Raw genomic sequence first — 26239 nt, forward strand, 5'->3', positions numbered from 1 at the left:
AAAACAATTCGACCGATTGCGCGGCAGACCAGAGACACCATTACAACCGAATAACCGATGAAGAGGAGGTCATATGCTTCGTAGTCACCGTGCTGCAATGCGTGCTGTCTCAAGCTCTCCTTTGCCTTCTGCTGCTCAATCCACCTCATGGCGCGGCGGCCAGCCAGCTCCTCTGCGCTCCGCCCGCTCGATAATAAAAGGTTTCGTGCTCATGGTCTCGATTGTTGCTTCGCATGCGTTTGCGCAAGATTCCGGCCCGGCTCCCGCCGATGGCGTCTATGACATGCTGGTCGGCACTTACACGGCTGGCAAGAGCGAAGGGCTGTACGTCTATCGCTTCGACACGAAGACAGGCGAAGCGACCCGCGTGTCGGCCGCGCAGACGGTCAATCCGTCGTATCTGGTGGTGAGCCGTGACCGGCGCTTCGTCTATGCGGTCAACGAATTGCCCGGCGACAACGGCCCGGCCACGCAGCGCGGTGGCATCAGCGCGTTTCGCTTCGATGCCGCGAGCGGCCAACTGAGCTTTCTCAACAAGGTCTCGTCGGACGGCAATGACCCGTGCTATCTGAGCCTGTCGCCGGACGGCAAATATCTGCTGACCGCGAACTACTCGGTGGCGGCCGACCCGGGCGGCAGCTTCGCGGTGTTCCCATTGCAGGCGGACGGCCAGGTGGGCGCGTCGGTGCTCACGGTGCATCATGAAGGCGGCGGTCCTGTGAAGGGACGTCAAGACAACTCGCACGTTCACTCAACCGTGTTCTCGCCGGACGGTCACTACCTGTTCGCGCAGGACCTTGGCGCCGACAAGCTGTATTCGTACCGCTACACGCCGGACGGCAGCCGCGGCCTGCTCGGCCCGACCGATTGGCGCTACACCCAGGAAAAAGCAGGCACGGGCCCGCGTCACCTGGAGTTCGGCGCGGACGGCAAGCATGCCTATCTGACTAGCGAACTGGCTGCTACGGTCAGCACCTTCAATTACGCCGACGGCAAGCTCACGCAGGTGCAAACGAGTTCGCTGATCGAGCCCGGCTTCAAGGGCGCAGTAGGCGCCGCGGCCATTCATCTGTCGCCGGACGGACGCTTCCTTTACGCCACCAATCGCGGCGATGCGAACGAGATCGTGATCTTCTCGGTTGATCCGGCCAACGGCCATCTGAAGAAGATCGGGCACCAGTCGAGCCTCGGCAAGTCGCCGCGCGAATTCGCGATCGACCCGACCGGCAACTGGCTGATCGTCGGCAATCAGAACAGCGGCACCGTGTATGTGTTCAAGCGCGATCAACAGAGTGGGTTGCTCGAAGCGAATCCGAAACGTATCGAGATCGATTCGCCGGTGGACTTCAAGCTGGTGTCGCCGTCGTGAGGTGGGTTGCTGACGATCTGAATCCACGCGTTGAATAAAAAACGGGTCGCTTCGAGCGACCCGTTTTTTTGTCTGGCTTTGGTTGGCGGCTACCGGCCCGTCCCGTTTATTCCGCCGGTCCCGGTGCAAGCACCTCACGGCTGCCGTTGATGCCCATCGCGGACACCAGGCCCGCCGTCTCCATCTGCTCGACGAGGCGCGCCGCGCGGTTATAGCCGATGCGCAATTGCCGCTGCACCGACGAGATCGACGCGCGCCGCGTGCGCACCACGAAGGCGACGGCTTCGTCGTAAAGCGGATCGGCTTCGGCATCCGGCGTGTCGCCGAACAGATCGGGCGACGCACCTTCACTGGCCGGGCCGTCGAGAATGCCTTCCTCGTATTGCGGTTCGCCGAACTGCTTCAGATACTCGACGATCCGGTGCACTTCCTCGTCGGCGACGAACGCGCCGTGCACGCGCTGCGGGTAGCCCGTGCCCGGCGGCAGGAACAGCATGTCGCCCTGGCCGAGCAGCGATTCGGCGCCCATCTGATCGAGAATCGTGCGCGAGTCGATCTTCGACGACACCTGGAACGCCACGCGCGTCGGAATGTTCGCCTTGATGAGGCCGGTGATCACGTCCACCGACGGACGCTGCGTCGCCAGAATCAGGTGAATGCCGGCGGCGCGCGCTTTCTGCGCGAGACGCGCGATCAGTTCTTCGATCTTCTTGCCGGCGACCATCATCAGGTCGGCCAACTCGTCGATCACCACCACAATCAGCGGCAGCGGCGCGAGCGGCTCGGGTGCGTCCGGGGTCAGCGAGAACGGGTTGCCGAGCTTCTTGCCCTTGGCTTCCGTATCGCGGATCTTCTGATTGAAGCCGGCCAGGTTGCGCACGCCGACCGCGGACATCAGACGGTAGCGCTTTTCCATTTCGCCGACACACCAGTTCAGCGCGTTGGCTGCCAGCTTCATGTCGGTGACGACCGGCGCGAGCAGATGCGGAATGCCTTCGTACACCGACAGTTCCAGCATCTTCGGATCGATCATGATGAGCCGCACTTCTTCGGGCGTCGCCTTGTAAAGCAGCGAGCAGATCATCGCGTTGATCGCCACCGATTTGCCCGAACCCGTTGTGCCCGCAACCAGCATGTGCGGCGCCTTCGCCAGATCGGCGACCACCGGATGGCCGGTGATGTCCTTACCCATCGCCAGCGTCAACTGCGAATGCGAGTTCTGGTAGACGCTGGCTTCGAGGATTTCGGACAGGCGGATCGTCTGCCGCTTGGCATTCGGCAACTCGAGGCCCATGCAGGTCTTGCCGGGAATCGTTTCGACCACGCGAATCGACGTGAGACCGAGGCCGCGCGACAAGTCCTTCATCAGGCCGACGATCTGACTGCCGCGCACGCCGAGCGCCGGCTCGACTTCGAAGCGCGTGATGACTGGGCCGGCCGAATGGCCGACCACGGTGACCGGCACCTTGAATTCCTGCAGACGCTGCTCGATCAGCAGGCCGGTTTCGATGAGCTTTTCTTCTGACACGGGTTCGACGTCGGTGTCGGCGCGCGCGAGCAGATCGAGCGTCGGCAACTCGACCATCGATGCCGCGGGCGCGCGGAATTCGAAGCCGTTGGCGGGGGCGTGGCCGCGCAGCGGTGTGCGCTGGATTGTGGGTTCGGTGGGTTCTACAGGCTCAGCGGGCTCCGCAGGGTCGGTGCGCTCGGTCGAGGGTTCGTCGACGATGGTGGCCGAGGTCGCTGGTGCTGCCTGAACTGCGAAGCCAGGGAAACGAACCACGTTCGACGCGTGCGATACGGCGCTTTGCGGTTCTACTGCGGCAACGATGGCCGAAGCGTCCGAGGCGGCCGACGAGTTCAAATCGTCGGCTACGTCCACTGTTTCCAATACGTCCGATACATCGGATAGGGCAGGGGCGTTCGTCATTGCCGCGTCGACTGGCGCGACAGCATCGATGCTGGTTTCCCAGGGCGCGAGCGGTTTTTCGATGACGACTTCGGCAACCGGCACGGACGTCGCGCTGTGCGCTTGCGTCGGTTCGTCTTTGACGAACGGCGGCACGTCCGTTTGCGCGTCACTGGCTTCCAGTTGGGCTGCGAAGATTTGAAATGGCGTTGGCGTTGGCACCGGCGCTGCATACTGCGTGGCTGGCGTGTGTGTCGCAACCAACGGCGCCTGGATAACCGGCGGTTCAATCGGCCATTGCACGACAGGCTCGGTATCGTCCTCGACCGGCGCTTCAGAGGCGTCTTCGATTCGCGGCGTTTCGACGGGCGATTGCGTCGCTGCATGGTGGTCCGGCGCAGCCTCGACTACGTCCTGCAAAGGCGCGCTTACATCCGGCACCGCGGCCATTTCGACTTCGTTCGCATGTGAAGACGAAGCTACGTCCGATTGCCCAGCCTCGACCGGTGGCTCGGTACCCGTCAGAGCGTCCAGAGTCGTCGTGACCATCGCGTTTTCCGCGCCGCTGCTGCGCGCGAGGCTGACGCCGGCGATGTCGGTCCAGCGCGCGGCGTTTTCGGCGATGCTGCGAAGCGTCTCCTGGACGCTGGCGGGCGGCGTGACCTTCTGCGCGGTGGCCATCGGCCGTGTATAGCTCGGTGCCGGTGCGCTGAACGAAGCCGGATGCCGCGTTGTCTGCGCTGGCGTGTTGTTGGGGTTCGCGCGCGGAGCGGGCGAGAACGGCTGCTGGGCAGCCGTCGAGCGACTTCCCGAAGATCCTGCACTGGCGGCTGAACCCGGCGCCGTCGACGGACGGCCTGCGTCAGCCGAGGCGTTCGCCGCCGAACCGGCTACCGAGCCTGACACCATCCGCGTTGCCGCGAAGGCGTGCGCCGCTTGCCCTGCAGCAGCCGGCGCAGCGACTGCGCCCCCGAAACCCGCCACACCCGCCACGCCCGAGCCCGACGATCCCACCGGACGTTGCTCTCCAGCAGAGCGCCGACCAACCTGCAATGCGCCATCGCGAGCCGGAGTCGCTGTCGTTCCTGATCCCGCTGGCGAACCGGCTGCAGATGCGGGCGCACGCGGCGCCGTTGCCGAATCACGCAACCATCCGGCCGGCGCGACTGGTTCGGCCGGCATCCATACGGTCCTGTCCGCGTTCTGCAAGTGTGTCGGCGTCGTCGTCTGCGTCGGCACTTGCCGTGGCGCCTGGCGCGGTGGTGTCGCGGCGGACGTACGCAGCACAGGCTCCGCTTGCGCGTGCTGGCTGCGCGGCTTCACTGCGCCGGCACGCCAGTTCGCTCCAGCGCCACGCGCCGCTGCGTCCCTGGCCGCGGCGGCACCTGCCGCACCGGCAGCCGCAGCCGCATTGCGGCCGTTCGCCGGCGGCCGCCAGACGGTCGGGCGCGCATAACGTCCATTGCTTTTGGGCGCCATGGTGTTGCTGGACGGCGACATATGCGACGGCAAACCGTCATCGACACTGCGATGGCGGCGCGCTTCCTCGTCGCGTTTCGCGAGGCCGCGGGACAAGCCGAGGCCGAATGCACCGTCGGCCCACACGGCGACGTCGCGCCAGCGGAAGTCGATCAGCCAGGGCAGGCTGATCAGGAGCAGGGCAAGCGCCGCGAGCGGCGTGCCGATGTGTCCGAGCAGATGACCGAAGCCCGCCGCCAGCGCATGGCCGAAGCCATTCACGCCGGCCACGCCGATCAACGACGCCTCCAGCGCGCAGCTTGCCACCAGGACGCAGACGAAGCCGAGCCAAAGGCGGATCGTGCCGGGGCCGCGCAGACCTGCGCCGCCCGGCAGCACCGACTTCACGAGGCGCCAGAAAAGAGGAATGAACCAGACGGCCGACCCGCCGAACCAGCCGAAAACTACCGTGTGCATACTAGACATCAACGTATGACGGACGCGCAAGAACGCAATCCGTCGAGTTTAACCGGCGAAGCCCGATGCTTCGAAGGCAGACGCAAGTATGCCTGCGCCAAATGGAACGAACCGCGTACCGATCACTTGGCGCTGCGGTCGAATGTGAGCGTGTCGCCGTTGTCGAGCACCAGTTGCATCTGCTGCGGCGCGCGCATCTGCACGCCAGTGCGGTCGATGTGGTTCAGCGCGTCGAGATACGAGCCTTCGATCTGGCCGCCCGGCGTCGCGCACGCCATGCGCGTGCCGCCCAGGGTGCCGAAGTTTAGCTTGCCGTCTTTCAGCGCATACGAGCCCATGTAGCGATTGCAGCCGGAAAAGCCGCTGGCGTGGCGCTGGCCTTTGTCGGTGGAGAGCACGAGCGTGATCGGCGCGCCCTGATCCGCGGACGGAATCGCGCGGGCCGTGCCGTCGGCCTGTTTCCAGCCGGTGAGTACCCAACTGGTGTCGTCGAGCAACTGGGTGGCGGCCGGGTTGAACGGATCGGGCGGTGCGGCTTCCGAGTCGGGGTGCTTCGGGATGGCGCACGCGCTGCATAGCGCGGCGACGCTCAACGCGGCGATGGCCGTGCGCGCATACGGGATGAAGCGCGCAACACCTCGCGCGGAGGAGCTTTGGAGCATGGCGTCGGTCCTCTTCAAACTGGCGAAGGCGTAAGGGTAACGCACTCGGCACGCCGCACGCGAGCGCGACGTCGACGTATCGGGTGCGGTGCGGGGTGCGCATCGGGGTGCGCATGTTAACATCGTGTTCCACCTAATCCCACCCTCATCCGACTTTTATCTGGAGACCCCATGCAGATCGGCCAACGGATCGGCACGCCCCTTTCTGAATCCGCCACGCGCGTCATGCTGCTCGGCGCCGGCGAGCTCGGCAAGGAAGTGATCATCGCGCTGCAACGGCTGGGCGTCGAAGTGATCGCCGTCGACCGTTATCCGAACGCGCCGGGTCATCAGGTCGCACATCGCTCGCACGTGATCGACATGACCGACCGCGCCGCCTTGCGCGCGCTCGTCGAACAGGAACGTCCGCACCTGATCGTCCCCGAGATCGAAGCCATCGCGACCGATGCACTCGCCGCCATCGAAACCGACGGCCTCGCCGAAGTGATCCCCACCGCGCGCGCCACGCAACTCACGATGAACCGCGAAGGCATCCGCCGTCTGGCCGCTGAAGAACTCGGCCTGCCGACCTCGCCGTACGCGTTCGCCGATTCGCTCGAGGAACTGCGCGCGGGCATCGCCAAAGTCGGCTATCCGTGCGTCGTGAAGCCGGTGATGTCATCGTCGGGCAAGGGGCAGTCGGTGCTGAAGAGCGACGCGGACGTCGAACCCGCCTGGCAATATGCGATGGCGGGTGGCCGCGTGAATCACGGCCGGGTGATCGTCGAAGGTTTTATCGACTTCGAATACGAAATCACGCAACTCACCGTGCGCGCGATCGATCCGGCGAGCGGCGAAGTCAGCACGTATTTCTGCGACCCGATCGGGCACGTGCAGGTGGCGGGCGACTACGTCGAATCGTGGCAGCCGCAGCCGATGAGCCCGCTCGCGCTGGAACGTTCGCGCGAAGTGGCGCACAAGGTCACAGCGGCATTGGGCGGCAGGGGCCTGTTCGGTGTGGAACTTTTCGTGCGTGGCGATGACGTATGGTTCTCGGAAGTGAGTCCGCGTCCGCACGATACCGGTCTGGTCACGCTGTGCTCGCAACGCTTCTCGGAGTTCGAACTGCATGCGCGCGCGATTCTCGGTTTGCCGGTGGATACGTCGCTGCGGGCGCCGGGCGCGTCGGCGGTGATTTACGGCGGACTGGACGAAACGGCGATCGCTTTCGAAGGTGTCGCGGCGGCGTTGGCCGTGCCGAATGCGGATCTGCGGCTTTTCGGCAAGCCGGAGAGCTTCGTCAAGCGCCGCATGGGCGTGGCGCTGGCCACTGGCGAGACGACCGAAGAAGCACGCTCGCGCGCGAAGCAGGCCGCGGCGGCGGTGCGGCCGGTTTCCACGAAGTAAGGCGCGTCAAAGCGCTGCCTTGCGGCGCTGCAGCGTGTCGATGTGCCGTGAAGTGTGAAGTACCCGCGCGCCGCGCAAACCCGCCGCGCGCGAAACCCGACTCATTGAAGTTTGTTGAAGTAGAGGTACGTATGCCCCTGGAATCCCGCAAGAACATGCGGTCTGGAAGCTTCGGCCGTCTCGGCGCACTGGGTGTGATACTTGCGCTGTGTGCGGGGATGACAGGGTGCGGCCTCGCCGCTGCGCCGTGCCGGGTGGCGTCGGCTGGACTGAAGATCGTGCCGCTGGTCGGGCACGTCGCCGCCGCGCCGACCGACGCTTGCGCCGAGGTGATCGATCCATAAGCAATCCACGACCGGTTCGCGATGGGGTCATGAGCGGTCCGGGCGTGCAACACAGCCGCAACGCAAGGCGCGCCGCCCACGCTTGATGTGCAACAACAATCGAGGCATCGAATGAAGAAATGGCTTGTTGCAGTCACCGCGGCAGCGGGTCTTGCGGCGCTGTACGGCAATGCATGGGCCGCGCCATCGAACCTCGCCGATATTCAGGCGAAGAATCGCCAGACGCATAAATACACCTGCGCGACCGGCAAGATTCTGCAAGTGACCTACTGGAACACGGCGAACGGCCAGAGCTTCGCGCTCGTGCCTGTCAAGGGCCAGCAACTGCTGTTCGTCAACACGATCTCGGCTTCCGGCGCGAAGTATCAGGCCGGCAGCTACACCTGGTGGACCAAGGGTCCGCGCGCCGATCTCTACGACGCGACGGACGGCGAAAACGCCCCGCCGATGCTGTCCGACTGCGTCACCATCAATCGCTGAGCATGATGCGGCGGCTTTCTTCCAACACGCCGCCTGCCTCGCCTTACGTTTGTCTCTGCCTTGCGGCGCTGCCCGCCTGCGCGCATCCTTTCCGTTCGAGTAGTAAGCTGTCCGGCATGGCATCCGCTGTGTCCGCTGCCATTGCTGTCGCCCGTGTCGTCGCTATCGCCGTTATGTCAGGCGGCGCTTGGCTCGCGCGGTTGTCGTCGTCTTCGATCGTCCGATATTGGACTTCAACGGGCGGGCTCATGGCCCGCGTCCGTTTCATCAAGCGAGACCCTCCATGAAAGCATCGGACCTGTTCGTCAAATCGCTGGAAGCCGAAGGTGTCGAGTACGTGTTCGGCATCCCGGGTGAAGAAAATCTCGATCTCCTCGAATCGCTGCGCCGCTCGAAAATTCGTCTGATTCTCACGCGTCACGAGCAGGCGGCCGGGTTCATGGCCGCCACGTATGGACGCCTCACCGGTCGCACCGGCGTGTGTCTGGCCACCCTCGGACCGGGCGCGACCAACTTCGTGACCGCTGCCGCGTACGCGCAGTTGGGCGGCATGCCGATGCTGATGGTGACCGGGCAAAAACCGATCAAATCGAGCAAGCAGGGGCATTTTCAGATCGTCGACGTGGTGCGGATGATGGAGCCGCTCACCAAGTACACGCGGCAGATCGTGTCGATCGCCAACATTCCGGCCGCGGTGCGCGAAGCGGTCCGTCAGGCGGAGGAAGAACGGCCGGGCGCCACGCACCTCGAATTGCCTGAAGACGTTGCGCACGAAGAGGGCGACGGCCATCCGATTCCGAAGAGCTTCAGCCGCCGCCCCGTTGCCGAGGAAAAGGCCGTGGCGCGCGCGGTCGAGGCGATCACAAAAGCGAAGCATCCCTTGCTGATGATCGGCGCGGGCGGCAACCGCAAGACCACCACCAAGATGTTGCGCGAATTCGTCGACCAGATCGGCATTCCGTTTTTTACGACGCAGATGGGCAAGGGCGTGATCGACGAATCGCATCCCATGTGGCTCGGCAACGCCACCTTGTCCGACGGTGACTTCGTGCACCGCGCAATCGACCACGCGGATTGCATCATCAATGTCGGCCACGACGTGATCGAGAAGCCGCCGTTTTTCATGCGCAGTGGCGACGCCGGCGAGAAGACGGTGATTCACGTCAACTTTCTCGGCGCGGAAGTCGATACGGTGTATTTCCCGCAGATCGAGGTGGTCGGCGATATCGCCAACGCGGTGTGGCAGCTCAAGGAAAGCCTCAAGGAGCGTCAGGAACACTGGGATTTCACGCGTTTCAAGGAGATCAAGCAGCACTTCGAGGAGCATCTGGTCAAAGGCCAGCACGACGACCGTTTCCCGATGTACCCGGTGCGGATCGTCAACGACGTCTACGAGACCACGCCGGTGGACGGCATCGTGTGTCTGGACAATGGCATGTACAAGATCTGGTTCGCGCGCTACTACCGCGCGCATGAACCGAATTCGCTGCTGCTCGATAACGCGTTGGCGTCGATGGGCGCCGGCTTGCCGTCGGCGATCGCGACCAAGATCGTGCACCCCGACCGCAAGGTCATGGCGGTGTGCGGTGACGGCGGCTTCATGATGAATTCGCAGGAGCTGGAAACGGCAGTGCGTCTGAAGCTCGATCTGGTGGTCCTGATTTTGCGCGACGACGCGTTCGGCATGATCCGCTGGAAGCAGGAAAACATGAACTTTCCGGACTACGGCATGACGCTGCGCAACCCGGATTTCGTCGCGTATGCGCAGAGTTACGGCGCGAAGGGGCATCGCATTGAATCGGCCGCGGAATTCGCGCCGCTGCTGCGCGAATGTTTCGCGACGCCCGGTGTGCATGTGATCGATCTGCCGATCGACTACTCGGACAACGAGCGTGTGCTGAATCGCGAGATCAAGCGGCTGAGCGCCCAACTATGAATGGTGCGGCCATGTGCGGCAACGAGACATAGCACTTGCCGGCTGCATGGCTGATGTCAGGCATTGGATCAAGGAGAACGCGTCATGTTGAACAAGACTTACCCGTACTACCTCGCCAACATTGCGGTGGCGGCCAACACGGATCTCGAAGTCACGGATAAATTCAGCGGCGAAGTGGCGACCCGCGTGGCGATGGCGGACGCGGCGGCGATCGACAAAGCGATCGGCTATGCCGTCGAAGCGATGCCGGCAATGCGCGCGTTTCCACCGTTCAAGCGTCAGGCCGTGCTCGAACATTGCGTGAAGCGGTTTCGCGAGCGTTACGACGAATTGGCGCTCGCGCTATGTATCGAAGCGGGCAAGCCGATCAACGACTCGAAGGGCGAGGTCACGCGTCTGATCGACACGTTCAAGGTGGCGGCTGAAGAGTCGGTGCGCATCGACGGCGAGATCATCAATCTGGAGATTTCGCCGCGGGCGAAGGGCTACCACGGCTACGTGAAGCGTGTGCCGATCGGTCCGTGTTCGTTTATCTCGCCGTTCAATTTTCCGCTGAATCTGACCGCGCACAAGGTCGCGCCGGCGATCGCGGCAGGCGTGCCGTTCGTGTTGAAACCGGCGAGCCGCACCCCGGTCGGCGCGCTCATCATGGGCGAGATTCTGGCGGAAACCGACCTGCCGAAAGGCGCATTCTCGATTCTTCCCGCGCATCGCGACGGTGCCGATCTGTTCACCACCGATGAACGTTTCAAGCTGCTGTCCTTTACCGGCTCGCCCGCGGTGGGCTGGGAACTGAAGAAAAAGGCCGGCAAGAAGAAAGTGATTCTGGAACTGGGCGGCAACGCGGCGGCGATCGTCGACGGCGATCAGGGCGGCAAGCTCGACTATGTGGTCGATCGGCTGGCGTTCGGCGCGTTCTATCAGTCGGGGCAGAGTTGCATCGGCGTGCAGCGGATTCTGGTGCACGCGAAGATTTACGATGCCCTGCGCGAGAAGCTGATCGCGAAGACGAAGTCGCTGATCATGGGCGATCCGAAGGACGAGAAGACCTTTGTCGGGCCGATGATCTCCGAATCGGAGTCCAATCGTCTCGCCGGCTGGATGGAAAGCGCGGTGCAGGCGGGCGCGAAGATCGTCGCCGGTGGCAGGGTGGAGGGCGCGATGTTCGAGGCCACGCTGCTCGAAGGCGTGAAGCGCGACACTGACCTCTACCGCAAGGAAGCCTTCGGCCCGGTCGCGATTCTGGAGCGTTTCGATGATTTCGACGCGGCGCTCGCTACTGTCAACGACAGCGACTTCGGCCTGCAAGCCGGCGTGTTCACCGATTCGCTCGCCCATGCGCACCGCGCGTGGGATCTGCTCGACGTGGGCGGCGTGGTGATCAACGACGTGCCGTCGTTCCGGGTCGACAACATGCCGTATGGCGGCGTGAAAGATTCCGGGCTCGGGCGCGAAGGCGTGCGCTACGCGATCGAGGATATGACCGAGATGCGTTTGATGGTGATGCGCGAGACGTGGTGACGGGGCGGTGCGGCGGCGCACGACGATGATGCGGGCGCCTGCCGGGGCTGTGCTTCATCTACAGGGATTCGGGCCCCGTCGTGGTGTGCGGTGGTCCGTGCCCCCTCGTTCGGGCATCCTGTGGCAGGGTCGGGTTGAGCCGGACTGTCATGCATCTGTCGCACGCGCGCACTACGCTGCCAGCGAGGCGGTCCGACCCTCGCAGGCCGCCTTTCGGAGCCGGCACCGACGGTCTGGTGAGCGGCTCGCCGTCCGGCTTTCGTCGACGTAAGCAGAAAGCCGGCAGATGCGCCATGAGTGTTTTTGCTGAAGTGCTACAATACCGGCCTTTCCGGCGGGTGTTTCCGCCGGCCGGAGCCGGCCGCATTTTTCCCGTAATACTGACGGGTCCCGTGCGGAACGCCGTGGCTCCGCCTTCATCCTGATGCCCTCTGCGGTTCCGACCGCTGCCGCGCGCACCGCGCCAAGCGCATTTTTAGCGAAAGCCACCATGTCCGACACAGCCGTCACGCCCAGTACTGCGACTTTTGATCAATTCGGTCTCGCGCCCGACATCCTGAAAGCCGTCAAAGAATCGGGCTACACCATCCCTACGCCGATCCAGGAGCAGGCGATTCCCGTCGTGCTGGCCGGCCGGGACATGATGGGTGCCGCGCAAACCGGCACCGGCAAGACCGCGAGCTTCTCGCTGCCGATCATCCAGCGCTTGCTGCCGCAGGCCAGCACGAGCGCATCGCCCGCCCGCCATCCGGTGCGCGCGCTGATCCTCACGCCGACCCGCGAACTGGCCGACCAGGTGGCGGCGAACGTGCAGTCGTACGCGAAGCACACGGCGCTGCGCAGCGCCGTGGTGTTCGGCGGTGTCGATATGAATCCGCAGTCCGAGCAACTGCGCCGCGGCGTCGAAATTCTGATCGCGACGCCAGGCCGTCTGCTCGATCACGTGCAACAGAAAACCGCCAATCTCGGCCAGGTGCAGATCCTCGTGCTCGACGAAGCCGACCGGATGCTCGACATGGGCTTCCTGCCGGATTTGCAGCGCATCCTGAACCTGCTGCCGAAGGAACGTCAGACGCTGCTGTTTTCGGCTACGTTCTCGGGCGAAATCAAGAAACTGGCCGCCACGTATCTGCGCGACCCGCAGACCATCGAAGTCGCGCGCAGCAATTCGACTGCGACCAATGTGACGCAGATCGTTTATGAAGTGGCCGAGGGCGACAAGACCGGCGCTGTCGTTAAGCTGATTCGCGACCGCGGCCTCAAGCAGGTAATCGTATTCTGTAACAGCAAGATCGGCGCGAGCCGGCTGGCGCGCAGCCTGGAGCGCGACGGTGTGATCGCTACGGCGATTCACGGTGACCGGACCCAGAATGAACGGATGCAGGCTCTGGATGCGTTCAAGCGTGGCGAGATCGAGGCTTTGGTGGCGACCGACGTCGCTGCGCGCGGTTTGGACATTGCCGAGCTGCCCGCCGTGATCAATTTCGATCTGCCGTTCAATGCGGAAGATTATGTGCACCGGATTGGCCGTACCGGGCGTGCTGGGGCTTCCGGCGATGCGTTGTCGCTGTGCAGCCCGAATGAGCGCAAGCAGCTTGCCGACATCGAGAAGCTGATCAAGCGGCCTTTGGAAGTGCAACACCTGACTGTCGATACGCCGGTGCGGCATCACCATGAAGAGCGTCCGCCGCGGCGCGAGCGCGTGGATGGCCGTGCAGAGGGCCGCGACGAGCGGGGCGGTCGCCGGCGTTCGGGGGCTTCGTCCTCGGGTTCGTTCGATCGGCCGCATCATCATCGTGCGCAGCCTGTGGATGATTTCTTCCTCAAGCCTTATGAGCCTTCGGCAGCGTCTGTGAGGAAGGTTGAAGAGGCGGCTGCCTCGTCTGCTGCTGCTCCGCAGAAGTCGACTTCCAAGCAGCCGTTGGCTGCGTTGCTCGGTGGGTTTGGGATGCCGAGGAAGTCGCCGTCGTCTACCTGATGCCCGGCTTTTTGCCTTGGTCTTGTTGTTTTTAGTGTTTCTTTTCTGAGCGCTTCCTTTCTGCGCGGTTCACTGGCGCTGCCTCTGTTCGGGGCGGCCGCTACGCCTCGCTGCCATCACACTCGCACGCCCGTGCGCTGCGCCCATGCTGCCGTCGCGGCTGCATAAAAACCCTCTAGCGTAGTATGCGCAGTCCCGTCTAATCCAAGCCCCAGATGACGAGCGGCTGCGCTCAGCGCTTCAAACGGTTTGTCATTGTCCAGCGCAGTTGCGCCGTTTTGCTTGCTGAGCTTTTCGCCCTCATCGTTCGTGACCACCGGTACGTGCAAATACTCCGGCGTCGGCACGCCCAGGCAACGCTGCAGGTAGATCTGCCGCGCTGTTGAATCCATCAAGTCCGCGCCGCGCACGATATGCGTAATCCCCGCGTCCGCATCGTCGACCACCACCGCCAGTTGGTATGCCCACTGATCGTCAGCGCGTCTCAGGACGAAGTCGCCGACCTCGGTGGCCAGGTTCTGCGTCTGTTTGCCCTGCCAGCGGTCCTCGAATGTGATCACCGCGGCATCGCCGTCGGGTACGCGCAGGCGCCATGCGCGCGCCGGTTTGCCATGCAGGCCGCTGCGGCAGGTGCCAGGGTAGGCGAGCGTGGTGTTGCGCGCGTGCGCATGCAGCAGCGAGTCGGCAATCTCCTTGCGCGTGCAGCCGCATGGATAGACCAGGCCGCCAACTTTCAATTGCTCGAATGCTTCCTGATAGCGCGCAATACGATGGCTTTGCCAGACGGGCGGCTCGTCAGCGTGCATGCCGAAGCGTTCGAGAGTGGACAGAATCTCCTCGGCCGCGCCTGGGACGGTGCGAGGCCCGTCGATGTCTTCGACGCGCACCAGCCACGCGCCGCGATGCGCGCGCGCGTCCAGCCAGCTTGCGAGCGCGCTCACCAGTGAGCCGAAATGCAAGGGCCCGGTAGGCGACGGCGCGAAGCGTCCACGATAGGTCATGGGTTCGATCGGTGTGTTGATGCGCAAATACGATGAACAACTGAGGGACCCATGCCGCTCAGCCAAGAATCCGTATGGGGGCGGCGGGCCGCAACGTGAAGGTGCCCGCCCGCTGCAACCGCCCGCATCAGGCGGCGTGCGCCGCCTTGCTGTCCGGATGGCATTCCGGACACGTCTTGCCCGCCACGTACATTGGCGATTGCTGCGCTTCCGGCGGCACCACCGCGCGGCAGCCGAAGCATTGCACGGTCGCGGTCGGCTCCAGTTGCGGATTCAGCGCGGTGCGGTAGTCGAATACGAAGCAGTCGCCGTGATAGTGCGCGCCGCCGACTTCCTCGAAATACTTCAGGATGCCGCCTTCGAGCTGGTACACGTTCTCGATGCCGACTTCCTTCATGTGGATCGCCGCCTTCTCGCAACGAATCCCGCCTGTGCAGAACGACACCACCGTCTTGCCTTCGAGATCGGCGCGGTTTTGTTCGATGACTTCGGGAAATTCGCTGAATTTCGTAATGCGGTAGTCGAGCGCGTCATCGAACGTGCCGACGTCCACTTCGAACGCATTGCGTGTGTCCAGCATGACGACGGGGCGACCTTCGTCGTCATGGCCGCGGTCGAGCCAGGTTTTCAGCGTGGGGGCGTCGACGAACGGCGCGCGGCCAAGCTCCGGCCGGATCGCCGGCTTTTTCATCGTGATGATCTCGCGCTTGAGCTTGACCAGCATGCGGGTGAACGGCTGTTTGTCCGACAGGCTTTCCTTGAACTGCAGATTGACGAACTTGCCTTCGAACAGCGCGTCGTGACGGATGTAGTCGATGAACGCGTTTGTGGCTTCGCGCGTGCCGGCGACGAACAGGTTGATGCCTTCCGGCGCCAGCAGGATGGTGCCGCGCAAGCCGAGCGCATTACAGCGCTCCGTAACGAACGGGCGCCATGCGGCGGTGTCTTCGATGGTCGCGAAATGATACGCGGCGAGATTGACGATACTCATGTGTGTCCAGCGGTAAGAAGTGGCCGCGCGGAAAACGGGGCGCATTTAAAACGCCCGCATTCAAACTCCATGCGGCGCGGCCACGTCGAAAAGGGCGAAACCCGTATTATCCCTCAAGCCGGCGCTTTGGCCGACTCGGCCGAATGGCCAACCCTTTGCGGCAGCGCAAATCGCCTGCACAACACCGGTGTGCGGCGCGCTCGCGTTTCTGTCCTAAGCCGAACGGCTAACGCGCGGTTTTGCCCTGAAAACTCCGGAAGGGTGGAGTTACAATGTCGCCCATGTCAGATCCCCGCTTCGTTCATCTTCGCGTCCACTCCGAATTCTCGATTGCCGATGGCATCGTGCGTCTTGACGACATCGTCAAGGCCGCTGCCAAAGACGGTCAGGGTGCGCTCGCCCTCACCGACCTCGGCAACGCGTTCGGCCTCGTCCGCTTCTACAAGGAAGCCCGCGGCAAAGGGGTCAAACCCATTGCCGGCTGCGACGTCTGGATTACCAATCCCGACGACCGCGAGAAGCCTTCCCGCTTGCTGCTGCTGGTCAAGAACCGGCGCGGCTATTTGAATCTGTGCGAGTTGCTCAGCAAGGCATCGCTCACCAACCAGTATCGCGGCCGTGCGGAAATCGAAGCCGGCTGGCTCGAATCCGGTCTGGGTGAAGGCCTGCTCGCGTTGTCGGGCGCGCAACAGGGCGACATTGCCCTCGCGCTCGCCGCCGGTAACGAAGAAGCGGCCAAACGCAATGCATTGCATTGGGCGAAGGTGTTTCCTGGCGGCTTCTATATCGAACTGCAACGGTGTGGTCAGCCGGGCGGCGAGCAGTACGTGCAGCAGGCGGTCGCGCTCGCGGCGTCGCTGAAATTGCCGGTGGTGGCCACTCACCCCATGCAGTTCATGACGCCGGACGATTTCACCGCGCACGAAGCGCGCGTGTGTATTTCCGAAGGCGACATCCTGGCGAATCCGCGCCGCTCGAAACGCTTTACGTCCGAGCAGTATTTCCGTACGCAGGAAGAAATGGCGGGGCTGTTCGCGGACCTTCCGTCGGCGCTTGCCAATAGTGTCGAAATCGCCAAGCGCTGCAACCTGACGCTCGAACTCGGCAAGCCCAAGCTGCCGCTCTTTCCGACACCCGACGGCATGTCGCTCGACGACTACCTCGTGCAATTGTCAAAAGAGGGCCTCGAAAAGCGTCTCGAACAGTTGTACCCGGATGCGGCCGAGCGCGAGGCGCAGCGCGGGACGTATTACCAGCGCCTCGAATTCGAGTGCGGCACGATCATCAAGATGGGCTTTCCGGGCTACTTCCTGATCGTTGCGGACTTTATCAACTGGGCCAAGAACAACGGCGTGCCGGTCGGTCCGGGCCGGGGTTCGGGCGCAGGTTCGCTGGTCGCGTATGCGCTCGGCGTGACCGACCTCGATCCGCTGCGCTACAACCTGCTGTTCGAGCGTTTCCTGAATCCGGAACGGGTCTCGATGCCCGACTTCGACATCGACTTCTGCCAGCACGGCCGCGACCGTGTGATTCAGTACGTGAAGGACAAGTACGGCGCGGACGCCGTGTCGCAGATCGCCACCTTCGGCACGATGGCGGCGAAAGCGGCGGTGCGCGACATCGGCCGCGTGCTCGATCTCGGCTATATGTTTACGGACGGCATCGCCAAGCTGATTCCGTTCAAGCCGGGCAAGCACGTCACCATCGCCGACGCGATGAAGGAAGAGCCGCTCCTGCAGGAGCGCTTCGATAACGAAGACGAAGTGCATCAGCTGCTTGAACTCGCGCAGCGCGTGGAAGGCCTCACGCGTAACGTCGGTATGCACGCCGGCGGCGTGCTGATCGCGCCCGGCAAGCTGACCGATTTCTGCCCGCTCTATACGCAGGGCGACGAAAGCGGCGTCGTGAGCCAGTACGACAAGGACGACGTCGAAGCCGTCGGCCTCGTGAAGTTCGACTTTTTGGGCCTCACCACGCTGACCATTCTGGATTGGGCCGAGCGCTATATCCGCCGTCTCGATCCGTCGAAGAAAGACTGGTCGCTCGCGCAGGTGCCGCTCGACGATGCGGCGTCGTTCTCGATCCTAAAGAAAGCGAACACGGTTGCCGTGTTCCAGCTGGAAAGCCGCGGCATGCAAGGCATGCTGAAAGACGCGCAGCCTGACCGCTTCGAGGACATCATCGCGCTGGTGGCGTTGTACCGTCCGGGCCCAATGGACCTGATTCCGAGCTTCTGTGCGCGTAAGCACGGCCGCGAAGTGGTGGAGTATCCGGATCCGCGTGTTGAATCTGTTCTGAAAGAGACCTACGGCATCATGGTCTACCAGGAGCAGGTGATGCAGATGGCGCAGATCATCGGCGGCTACTCGCTGGGCGGCGCCGACTTGCTGCGTCGCGCGATGGGTAAGAAGAAGGCCGAGGAAATGGCCGAGCATCGCGAGCTGTTCCGCCAGGGCGCCGCGAAGAACGGGCTGGCCGGCGAGAAGGCCGACGAAATTTTCGACTTGATGGAGAAGTTCGCGGGCTACGGCTTCAACAAGTCGCACGCGGCGGCGTATGCGCTGCTTGCGTACTACACCGCATGGCTGAAGGCACACCATCCGGCCGAATTCATGGCGGCGAATATGTCGCTCGCCATGGACGACACGGACAAGGTCAAGATCCTGTTCGAGGACTGCCTCACGAACAAGATGGCCGTGCTGCCGCCGGACGTCAATCTGTCGGCGTACCGGTTCGAGCCGGTCGCGGAAGCGGACGGCAAGCGCTCGAAAACGATCCGCTACGGTCTCGGCGCGATCAAGGGCAGCGGCCAGAACGCGATCGAAGAAATCCTGCGTGCACGCGAAGAAGGTCCGTTCATCGACATCTTCGACTTCTGCAACCGGGTCGACCGCCGGATCGTCAATCGCCGGACGGTGGAAGCATTGATCCGCGCCGGTGCGTTCGACACGCTGCATGCGAATCGCGCACAGTTGATCGCCTCCGTCTCGCTGGCCATGGAAGCCGCCGAGCAGGCAAGCGCCAATGCGATGCAGGCGGGCCTGTTCGATATGGGCGACGCGCCCTCGCAAGGTCACGAACTGGTCGACGAGCCGGAATGGCCGGAAAAGAAGAAGCTGCAGGAAGAGAAGGCCGCGCTCGGCTTCTACCTGTCGGGCCATCTGTTCGATGCCTACAAGAATGAAGTGCGCCGTTTCGTGCGCCAGAAGATCGGCGAATTGAAGGAAGGGCGCGACAAGCTGGTCGCGGGTGTGATCGCGTCGCTGCGTACGCAGATGACCCAGCGCGGCAAGATGCTGATCGCGCTGCTCGACGACGGCACCGGTCAATGCGAAGTGACCGTCTTCAACGAGACCTTTGAAGCGCACAAACAGCTATTCAAGGAAGACGAATTACTGGTGGTGCAGGGCCAGGCGCGTAACGACGCGTTCACCGGCGGCATCCGTTTCACGGTCGACACGGTGATGGATCTCGGCCGCGCGCGTTGCCGTTATGCGGAAGCCGTGAAGGTGCAGATGAACGGCAATGCGGACGCGTTGGCGTTGCGGCGTGTGCTCGAAGCGCATAGCGCGGGTAAGGACGAGCCGCAAGCTACGCCGGCGCCGGCGGCGTCATCGCGTGGTGGCAATGGAGGCGGGGGTGGTGGTGGCCGCAACGGCGGCGGTTATGGCGGCGGTGGCCAGCGCCAGGCTGTGCAGATTCCGAACGGCCTCGCGGTGCAGGTGGTCTATCGCAGCGAAAACGCGCAAGGCGAAATGCGTCTGGGCGATGCGTGGCGCGTGAAGCCGACTGACGAACTGCTCGCGGCATTGCGCGGTGAGTTTGCCGGAAGCTCGATCGAAATTGTTTATTGATGTCTGGTTGGCCCGCGCGGTTGCGTGGGTGTGGGCCAACCGTTGGCGAGCCGTGGCCCCTAGCGCCGCGTCTGCTCCCCCATCCGCGCCAGCTTCAGAAACCGGTAGTACACCGTTTCGGCATTGAACACCGCGATCATAAAACCCGCGCGGCCGTCGAGAAATCCACGTCGAAGCACATAGGTCCGCACGAACGCCCACGCGCCGCGCCCGAGCGCCTTGCCAAAACTGCCGCGCTTGCCCGCTGCGTGACGTTGCTGCGCACCCGCCGTCGAATACGCGTCGAGTTTGCGCAATACGCCTTCGAAGTCCTCATAGGAGTAGTGCATCAGCTTGCCGGTCAGTCGCTGCGACGGCGTGTCGAACACCAGGCGCTCGTGCACGAGGTCGTCGGAGAAACGCGCGGCGCCACGTTTGAACAGGCGCGGAATCCAGTCCGGATACCAGCCACTGTGATGAATCCAGTGGCCGCAAAAGCTCGACAACCTGTCCACCGCGTAGACATCGGCGGTAGGTGCGGCCAGCGCCGCACGGATCGCCGCAGCCAGTTCCGGCGTGACGATTTCGTCGGCGTCGAGCGAGAGAATCCAACTGGTGGTCAGCGCCTCCACGGCGCGGTTTTTTTGCGGGCCGAAGCCCGGCCAGTCGGTTTGCTCGAGCACGCGCGCTCCATGTGCCCGGGCGATGTCGGCGGTACCGTCGGTGCTGCCGCCGTCGATCACGACGATCTGATCGGCGAAGGCCACGGCCTGCAGGCATTCGGCCAGTCGCGCCGCCGCGTTTTTGGTGATGATGGCGACGCCGAGGGTGGTTTCTTGCATACCTGAATTGCGTGGAGGGCGCAGGGTGACGGAATGAGTCGCGCAAGTATACACAGCGCGCGGTGGCCGTGGCCGGACACGTCCGCCGGCCGCTATCGGCCTGCGAATCCGGCCGAATCTGGCCAATTCATCACTACCGGCCGGGCAATCCGCAACCGTTTACAATGCCGTATTTAATTTTACGTGCTGCGGGCATTCCGCCCGCAGCACGGATGCTGTCCCGCATTCCCAGAGGATTCCTTGAGCGCGAAGCCTACGTTAAGCAAACCCATCGGTTCAGGTGAGGCATCGTCGCCTGCCGTCGTCTTCCGGCGCTTGTGGCCATATATCAAGCCGCTGTTGTGGGTGGTGATCGGCGCGATTGTCGCAATGGCGGCGAGCGCCGGCACCGACGCGGCGATTCCCGCCTTGCTCAAACCGCTGCTGGACAAAGGTTTCGGCGCGCATGCCAACGACAACGCCAAGTGGTTCGTACCGGCCGCCGTGATCGGCCTCGCGCTGATTCGCGGCGTGTCGCAATACGCTTCGGGTTATCTGCTCGCCTACGTATCGAACAAGATCCTGCTCGATCTGCGCCTGAAGATGTTCGACCGCATGATCCACACGAGCGTGGCGTTCTTCCAGCGCGAAACCGCGAGCACCGTGATCAACGCGATCGTCTTCGAGGTGAACCAGATTCTCAACGTGCTGTTGAGCGTGTTGGTCACACTGGTGCGCGATTCGCTGACAGTCCTCTTCCTGCTCGGCTACCTGTTTTATCTGAACTGGCGCCTGACGCTGATCGTCGCGGTGCTGCTGCCCGGGATCGGCTGGCTGGTGGGCAAGATCAACCGCCGCTTGCGGCGCCTGAACCGCGAGCATCAACTGCTGACCAACGAACTGTCGTACATCGTCGAAGAGACGGTGGGCGGCTACAAGGTCGTCAAGGTGCACAACGGCGAGCAGTACGAGACGGACCGCTTCACGGCGATGAGCAAGCGTCTGCGCGGCTACGCCATGCGCATGACCGTGTCCGGCGGCCTCGCGCAACCGTTGACGCAGTTCCTCGCGTCGATTGCGCTCGCCGTGGTGATTACGATTGCTGTGGTGCAGTCGTCGTCGGATCAAACCACAGTCGGGGGCTTTGTGGCGTTCGTCACTTCGATGCTGCTGATCATCTCGCCGCTGAAGCACCTGATGGACGTGAACCAGCCGCTGCAGCGCGGCATGACGGCGTGCGAGCTGATTTTCGGTCTGATCGACGAACCCTCCGAACCGGAAGGCGGCGGCAAGCCGCTCGAGCGTGCCCGTGGCGAAGTGGAATTCCGCGACGTGTCGTTCACCTACGGCAGCAACGCCACGCATGGCCGCCACACGCTCGATCAGGTGTCGTTCAAGGTGGCGCCGGGCGAAATGGTGGCGCTCGCGGGGCCGTCGGGCAGCGGCAAGACCACGCTGGTGAATCTGCTGCCGCGCTTTTTCGATCCGACCGGTGGCGAGATTCTGGTCGACGGCGTCGCGTTGCCTGAATACGGGCTGCACGCGCTGCGCAGCCAGATCGCGATGGTGAGCCAGGACGTGGTGCTGTTCAACGATACGGTGGCGAACAATGTCGCTTATGGCCAGCCGGCCGATCCGGACAAGGTCAGGGCGGCGCTGCGTGCGGCGAACCTGTGGGACACCGTCGAGGCGATGCCCAATGGCATCGATACGCTGGTCGGCGACAACGGCATGATGCTCTCGGGCGGTCAACGCCAGCGTCTGGCGATTGCGCGCGCGATCTACAAGGACGCGCCGATCCTGATTCTCGACGAAGCCACCTCGGCGCTGGATTCGGAATCCGAGCGCCACGTGCAGGCGGCGCTGGAAACCTTGATGAAGGGCCGAACCACGCTGGTCATCGCGCACCGCCTGTCGACCATTGAGCGCGCCAACCGGATTCTGGTGATGGAAACGGGGCGGATCGTCGAGAGCGGCAGTCATCGCGAACTGCTCGCGCAAAATGGTCTGTACGCGCATTTGCATCGCATCCAGTTCCAGCAGGACGCAGCGTAAAGCGCACGACACGACACGTCATCGGCCATGCGGATCTCCATTCATGCGGTCCGCTAGCCCGGACCGCGCATGACTTACCCCCGTAACAATTGACGAGGCGCTGGCGCGCGCTGTCTGAATGAAGAAACTTGGACTCTCCAGTAACGCCTTACAGCACAGCGGCGGTTTCGAGCGCTACGCAATGGATCTCGTGCGCGGCCTTGCCGCGCTCGGCGTCGAACCGGCCTTTTTCGCGCGTCGTTTCGACACGTCGCTGCCGGAATGCAAGTTGGTCGAGCCCCACCGCATCAACGTCTCGTTCCTGCCGGGTAAGCTGCGCGACCACTGGTTTTCGTGGCGGCTGCGCGCCGCGCGCCGCGCGGCGCACGTCGACGTGCTGATCGGCTGTAACCGTGTCGACTCGTCTGACGTAGCGATCTGCGGCGGTACGCATCTCGGTTTCTTGCGGGCGACGGGACGCGCGCAGAAGCGTTCGGACCGCTGGCAAATTGCGCTCGAGCGCCGCCAATACGAGCGCTCGAAGGTCGTGGTGGCGCATTCGAAACTGATGCACGACGAGTTGCGCGAACTGTACGGTGTCGACGAGGCGAAGATCCGCGTGTTGTTTCCACCCGTGGACGGCACGCGCTTCGCGCCGACCGATGCCGCGACGCGCGCCGCCTTGCGTCAGAAATACGGTTTCGCCGATGACGAGATCGTCCTGCTGTTTCCGTCGAGCAGCCACGAGCGCAAGGGTTTGCCGCTCATCGAAGCCGCGCTGCGCGACACGGCGCTGCCCGTGGTGGTGGCCGTGGCCGGGCGGCCTCCCGCGCGCCCGTCCGAACGGCTACGCTATATCGGCTACGTGAAAGAGCTCGCGGAGTGTTATCAAGCCGCGGACTTCACGATCCTCGCATCGACCTATGAGCCGTTCGGCTTAGTGGGCATCGAATCGGTGATGTGCGGCACGCCGGTTATTTTCCCGTCGAGTATCGGTTGCTGCGATGCGATCGCCCCGCATGCGAAATTCGTTTTCGCACCGGCCGACCTCGCCGACCTGCGCGTGACACTCGAGCGAGCGGTGCGGGAGTATCGCGACGGCACGCGTCGCGCGCCGCCGGAACTCGCCCGCGACGCGGTGCTTTACGACCCGGGCGTTGCCGCTCACGCTGGCGCGCTGTTGACGCTGGCGAGGCAGATCGACGCCGCGTGTTAAGGGCCGCCGCAGCGTTGCCGCAGAAGAGGCGGGCGGGCCTCCTGGCGCGGCTTCGCATCGTTCCGCGGCAGGGGCACATGTTATAATTTTCAGATATCGAGGCTCGAACTCAAACTCAATTCGAGCCGAACACCCCTATATTTCATCGAGCTTTCCATGCCGGCCTGGACAGGCGGCGGGCTAGAGGCGCCGTCCCGAACCGCGCCAGCCCGCTGTGACGGGGCCGTAGCCGCCGCACTGGAGGCCTTCTTGAAGAATACCGTTGGAGATTGTGTATGGCGAACGCGACCTCGCGCCGGGTATCGGCGTACAGCAAGATCGCGGCGGGAACCAACGCGCCGATGAGCCCATGAGTCGGCTTGCCGGGCGTCTTCGTATCTTTGCGCGGGCCATCCCGCGACTCCTGATCAAGCCTTTGCGCCGCGAGCCGCGGCACGTGCGCCGTATCCTGATTGCGCACCATCTATTGCTAGGCGACACGCTGCTGCTCACTCCGCTGCTCGCCAAGCTGCGGGCGCAATATCCGCAAGCGCAGATCGTTCTCAACTGTCCGAAGGCGATCTTGCCGCTGTATGCGGGGCGGCCTTTCGGCGTCACAGCCTTGCCGTTCGATCCGCGTGATTCGAAGTCGGTGCGGGACGTTTTGCTTTCCGGACCTTACGACCTCGGCATAGTGCTCGGCGACAATCGTCATAGCTGGCTCGCGTTGGGCGCGGGTTGCCGCTGGATCATCGGACACGCGGGCGATGAACCGGCCTGGAAGAACTGGCCGCTCAACCGGAGCGTGCCGTATCCCGCCGCGCCGGCGGCCTGGGCCGACCTCGCCACAGAACTGATCGACGGGCCGCCACCGCGCGCCTACCGGCCTACCGACTGGAGCGCGCCGCAACACGTAGCGCTACCCGAGCCGGCGCAACTGGCGAAGCCTTACGTCGTGCTCCATCCGGGCGCGAGCAGCAGCGTCAAACGCTGGCCCAACGCGCGCTGGCGTGAGCTTGCGCAACGGGTGGAAGCTCTCGGCTATCTGCCGGTATGGACCGGCGGGCCCGGCGAAGCGGAACTGATTCGCGCGATCGACCCGGACCCAAGCCATCCGAACCTGGCGGCGCGGCTCGGTCTCGGCGAGTTGTGGCATCTGTTTGCCGGTGCGCAAGCCGTGGTTTGTCCCGATACCGGCGTGGCGCATCTGGGGCGTCTGATTGGGGTGCCGACGCTCGCGCTGTTCGGGCCGGGCAACGCGTTGATTCACGGTGCGGGCCGCTTTTGGTGCGAGGTGCCGTTCGTGCCGATTACGATCGCCGATATGCCGTGCCGCGATCAGCCTTTTATTTTTCGCCGCGAGGTAGCATGGGTGCGGCGCTGTGATCGCAACGAGACGACCTGCGTCGCGTGGCGCGGCGACCATGCCGACTGTATGGGCCGGCTGTCGGTCGAGTCGGTATACAACGCTTTGCAAACTGTTCTGGTGAAAGTGTAATGACTCACGCTGCTGCGCGAGTGGAGCGCGTGTTCTGGGTTGCGTGTCCAGTCATTCTGTTTGTGGTGATGTTCGGCCACATGACGGCGATCGTCTTCAATGCGCTCGCTCTGATGGCGCTCGGCGTCCTGGCGGCGGCCTGCTCGCCGAACCGGCCGTCGGTGTTGCACTGGCCGCTGGTGCTGCCCATTGCGGGTTGGGCCGGCTGGAGTCTGGCGTCGGTCGCGTGGTCCATGTATCCAATGGTCAGTCTGCACGCGTGGTGCGACGAGGTGCTTTATCCGCTGGTGTCGTTCTGGGGCTTCTGGCTGTTCGGCACGCAACTGAGGCGGCCGGCGCCCGTGGTGCTCGTCAACTGGGTCGCCTGCGTGGCGCTCGGCGCCATCAGCGCGTTCAACTGGGGGCATCTGCAACCGCCCACCGCCAACACCTTCCCGCTGCATTTCTACAATCGTGTCGGTCACACGAGCACACTCGCGGTATTTGCCATGCCGCTCTTCGCGGGCTTCATGATGCGGCTGCGTTGGCGTGTGATCGGCGCAAGCGGTATTGTGCTGTGCCTTTTCATCGGACTGGCAACGCTCAACCGGTTCTTCTGGCCGGCCGCCGCCGTCACGCTTCTGATCGCGCTGTTCCCGCTATACCGGCGCCGTCTGCTGCTGTCGGTGCTGGTCATTGCCGTGGTGGGCGCGGTCAGCGTCGGCACGCTCGAGTTCAGCGCCCGTCTGCGGACGGCCGGCGCCGTGCCCGCTGTCACGCAGGCGCGCGATGTCGTGATCGACGGTCATCAGGTCTACGTGCCGGGCTCGCTGTCCGCAATCGGCGACACGGTATCGGCCGACACGCGCCCGAAGCTGTGGGCGTTTTATATCGGTGAAGCCGAGCGTCATGCGTGGGTCGGGGTTGGCTTCGGCAAGCCGCTGCCAGGTATCGTCTATCGCAGCGAGGTGCCAGCCAGTTTGCTGACGGTCGAACCGCAAGCGCTGACGCACGCGCACAACCTGTTCATCAACACGTGGTTGCAGACGGGAGTCATTGGAGTCGTGCTCCAGAGCACGCTGTTGCTGTGCCTCATCGCGCGTTTCTGGCGGCTGCGGCGGGTTGAACCCTGGTTGTGTGCTGCGGGCGTGGCGCTCGTGGCCGGCATGATCGCGAAAAATACCACCGATGATTTCATGTGGCAGACCACTATGCTCGCGTTCTGGGCTTTTGCGGGGCTGCTGCTGGGTTGCGCGGAGCAAGTCGACGCTTCGGGTGGGATGGCGCCCGAAACCGCACGGAGGAAATCCACGGTGATAGGCAGCGAACAGCGGCGCGAAGCGCCGACGGCAGAGTTGGGCGAATAA

Annotated in this window: 17 protein-coding genes; 12 read left to right on the forward strand and 5 right to left on the reverse strand. The window is 63.7% G+C overall.

Features of this window, described 5'->3' with window-relative positions; all coding sequences use genetic code 11:
- The first annotated feature begins 73 nt into the window (after window positions 1-73).
- Window positions 74-1369: a lactonase family protein gene (locus M0D67_RS19085; RefSeq protein ID WP_266239393.1), complete on the forward strand. Its 1296-nt coding sequence runs from the start codon at window positions 74-76 to the stop codon at window positions 1367-1369.
- Between the two features lie 106 nt (window positions 1370-1475).
- On the opposite strand, the gene M0D67_RS19090 is transcribed toward M0D67_RS19085, so the two are convergent.
- Window positions 1476-5213, reverse strand: coding sequence for a DNA translocase FtsK (locus tag M0D67_RS19090; RefSeq protein ID WP_266239394.1), 3738 nt, complete (start codon window positions 5211-5213; stop codon window positions 1476-1478).
- A gap of 122 nt (window positions 5214-5335) precedes the next feature.
- The gene (locus tag M0D67_RS19095; protein ID WP_266239395.1) at window positions 5336-5875 is read right to left on the reverse strand and encodes an META domain-containing protein; all 540 of its coding nucleotides are present in this window, start codon (window positions 5873-5875) and stop codon (window positions 5336-5338) included.
- A gap of 171 nt (window positions 5876-6046) precedes the next feature.
- On the opposite strand from M0D67_RS19095, the gene purT reads away from it, so the two are divergent.
- The 6 genes from purT (at window position 6047) to M0D67_RS19125 (ending at window position 13520) form a co-directional block, all read left to right on the forward strand.
- Window positions 6047-7261, forward strand: coding sequence for a formate-dependent phosphoribosylglycinamide formyltransferase (purT, locus tag M0D67_RS19100; RefSeq protein ID WP_154562159.1), 1215 nt, complete (start codon window positions 6047-6049; stop codon window positions 7259-7261).
- A 131-nt stretch (window positions 7262-7392) separates the two neighbouring features.
- Window positions 7393-7605: a DUF6726 family protein gene (locus tag M0D67_RS19105; protein ID WP_154562161.1), complete on the forward strand. Its 213-nt coding sequence runs from the start codon at window positions 7393-7395 to the stop codon at window positions 7603-7605.
- A 111-nt stretch (window positions 7606-7716) separates the two neighbouring features.
- Entirely contained in the window at window positions 7717-8085 is a 369-nt protein-coding gene (locus M0D67_RS19110) for an MliC family protein (RefSeq protein WP_154562163.1), read from the forward strand.
- A gap of 283 nt (window positions 8086-8368) precedes the next feature.
- The gene (locus M0D67_RS19115) at window positions 8369-10021 is read left to right on the forward strand and encodes an acetolactate synthase large subunit (RefSeq protein WP_154562165.1); all 1653 of its coding nucleotides are present in this window, start codon (window positions 8369-8371) and stop codon (window positions 10019-10021) included.
- 84 nt (window positions 10022-10105) lie between these two features.
- Window positions 10106-11542: an aldehyde dehydrogenase family protein gene (locus tag M0D67_RS19120; protein WP_154562167.1), complete on the forward strand. Its 1437-nt coding sequence runs from the start codon at window positions 10106-10108 to the stop codon at window positions 11540-11542.
- Between the two features lie 490 nt (window positions 11543-12032).
- Window positions 12033-13520 (forward strand): DEAD/DEAH box helicase, encoded by a 1488-nt coding sequence (locus M0D67_RS19125; RefSeq protein WP_097393560.1) that lies wholly within the window; start codon window positions 12033-12035, stop codon window positions 13518-13520.
- A gap of 116 nt (window positions 13521-13636) precedes the next feature.
- On the opposite strand, the gene gluQRS is transcribed toward M0D67_RS19125, so the two are convergent.
- Together gluQRS and M0D67_RS19135 are read right to left on the reverse strand one after the other, a co-directional pair.
- Window positions 13637-14521, reverse strand: coding sequence for a tRNA glutamyl-Q(34) synthetase GluQRS (gene gluQRS / locus M0D67_RS19130; RefSeq protein ID WP_154562169.1), 885 nt, complete (start codon window positions 14519-14521; stop codon window positions 13637-13639).
- Window positions 14522-14648: 127 nt separating this feature from the next.
- A complete protein-coding gene (locus tag M0D67_RS19135; RefSeq protein WP_154562171.1) occupies window positions 14649-15512 on the reverse strand; it encodes a sulfurtransferase in 864 nt (287 codons plus the stop codon).
- 272 nt (window positions 15513-15784) lie between these two features.
- On the opposite strand from M0D67_RS19135, the gene dnaE reads away from it, so the two are divergent.
- Window positions 15785-19366 (forward strand): DNA polymerase III subunit alpha, encoded by a 3582-nt coding sequence (dnaE, locus tag M0D67_RS19140; protein ID WP_154562173.1) that lies wholly within the window; start codon window positions 15785-15787, stop codon window positions 19364-19366.
- Between the two features lie 59 nt (window positions 19367-19425).
- On the opposite strand, the gene M0D67_RS19145 is transcribed toward dnaE, so the two are convergent.
- Window positions 19426-20187 (reverse strand): glycosyltransferase family 2 protein, encoded by a 762-nt coding sequence (locus M0D67_RS19145; protein ID WP_154562175.1) that lies wholly within the window; start codon window positions 20185-20187, stop codon window positions 19426-19428.
- Between the two features lie 240 nt (window positions 20188-20427).
- Here M0D67_RS19145 and msbA point away from each other — a divergent pair, with 240 nt between their 5' ends.
- The 4 genes from msbA to M0D67_RS19165 all read left to right on the forward strand — a co-directional run bounded on the left by msbA (window position 20428) and on the right by M0D67_RS19165 (window position 26239).
- Window positions 20428-22221, forward strand: coding sequence for a lipid A export permease/ATP-binding protein MsbA (gene msbA, locus M0D67_RS19150; RefSeq protein ID WP_154562177.1), 1794 nt, complete (start codon window positions 20428-20430; stop codon window positions 22219-22221).
- Between the two features lie 118 nt (window positions 22222-22339).
- Window positions 22340-23416 carry a glycosyltransferase family 4 protein gene (locus M0D67_RS19155; RefSeq protein ID WP_266239396.1) on the forward strand — a complete coding sequence of 359 codons (1077 nt, stop codon included), beginning with the start codon at window positions 22340-22342 and terminating at the stop codon, window positions 23414-23416.
- Window positions 23417-23765: 349 nt separating this feature from the next.
- Window positions 23766-24893, forward strand: a complete 1128-nt coding sequence (locus M0D67_RS19160; RefSeq protein WP_266239397.1) for a glycosyltransferase family 9 protein — start codon at window positions 23766-23768, stop codon at window positions 24891-24893.
- Entirely contained in the window at window positions 24893-26239 is a 1347-nt protein-coding gene (locus tag M0D67_RS19165; protein ID WP_154562183.1) for an O-antigen ligase, read from the forward strand. Before M0D67_RS19160 ends, M0D67_RS19165 begins: the two co-directional genes overlap by 1 nt.

The sequence above is a fragment of the Paraburkholderia sp. SECH4 genome, assembly GCF_030511745.1.
GTDB classification, from domain to species: Bacteria; Pseudomonadota; Gammaproteobacteria; order Burkholderiales; family Burkholderiaceae; genus Paraburkholderia; species Paraburkholderia madseniana.

What these genes read in the sequence shown, in the direction of transcription:
- M0D67_RS19115 (WP_154562165.1), top strand. Translation starts at nt 8,369, where the DNA reads ATGAAAGCATCGGACCTGTTCGTCAAATCGCTGGAAGCCGAAGGTGTC.
- M0D67_RS19145 (WP_154562175.1), bottom strand. Translation starts at nt 20,187, where the DNA reads ATGCAAGAAACCACCCTCGGCGTCGCCATCATCACCAAAAACGCGGCG.
- M0D67_RS19120 (WP_154562167.1), top strand. Translation starts at nt 10,106, where the DNA reads ATGTTGAACAAGACTTACCCGTACTACCTCGCCAACATTGCGGTGGCG.
- M0D67_RS19135 (WP_154562171.1), bottom strand. Translation starts at nt 15,512, where the DNA reads ATGAGTATCGTCAATCTCGCCGCGTATCATTTCGCGACCATCGAAGAC.
- M0D67_RS19155 (WP_266239396.1), top strand. Translation starts at nt 22,340, where the DNA reads ATGAAGAAACTTGGACTCTCCAGTAACGCCTTACAGCACAGCGGCGGT.
- M0D67_RS19105 (WP_154562161.1), top strand. Translation starts at nt 7,393, where the DNA reads ATGCCCCTGGAATCCCGCAAGAACATGCGGTCTGGAAGCTTCGGCCGT.
- M0D67_RS19160 (WP_266239397.1), top strand. Translation starts at nt 23,766, where the DNA reads ATGAGTCGGCTTGCCGGGCGTCTTCGTATCTTTGCGCGGGCCATCCCG.
- M0D67_RS19110 (WP_154562163.1), top strand. Translation starts at nt 7,717, where the DNA reads ATGAAGAAATGGCTTGTTGCAGTCACCGCGGCAGCGGGTCTTGCGGCG.
- dnaE (WP_154562173.1), top strand. Translation starts at nt 15,785, where the DNA reads ATGTCGCCCATGTCAGATCCCCGCTTCGTTCATCTTCGCGTCCACTCC.
- gluQRS (WP_154562169.1), bottom strand. Translation starts at nt 14,521, where the DNA reads ATGACCTATCGTGGACGCTTCGCGCCGTCGCCTACCGGGCCCTTGCAT.
- M0D67_RS19095 (WP_266239395.1), bottom strand. Translation starts at nt 5,875, where the DNA reads ATGCTCCAAAGCTCCTCCGCGCGAGGTGTTGCGCGCTTCATCCCGTAT.
- purT (WP_154562159.1), top strand. Translation starts at nt 6,047, where the DNA reads ATGCAGATCGGCCAACGGATCGGCACGCCCCTTTCTGAATCCGCCACG.
- M0D67_RS19085 (WP_266239393.1), top strand. Translation starts at nt 74, where the DNA reads ATGCTTCGTAGTCACCGTGCTGCAATGCGTGCTGTCTCAAGCTCTCCT.
- M0D67_RS19090 (WP_266239394.1), bottom strand. Translation starts at nt 5,213, where the DNA reads ATGCACACGGTAGTTTTCGGCTGGTTCGGCGGGTCGGCCGTCTGGTTC.
- M0D67_RS19125 (WP_097393560.1), top strand. Translation starts at nt 12,033, where the DNA reads ATGTCCGACACAGCCGTCACGCCCAGTACTGCGACTTTTGATCAATTC.
- M0D67_RS19165 (WP_154562183.1), top strand. Translation starts at nt 24,893, where the DNA reads ATGACTCACGCTGCTGCGCGAGTGGAGCGCGTGTTCTGGGTTGCGTGT.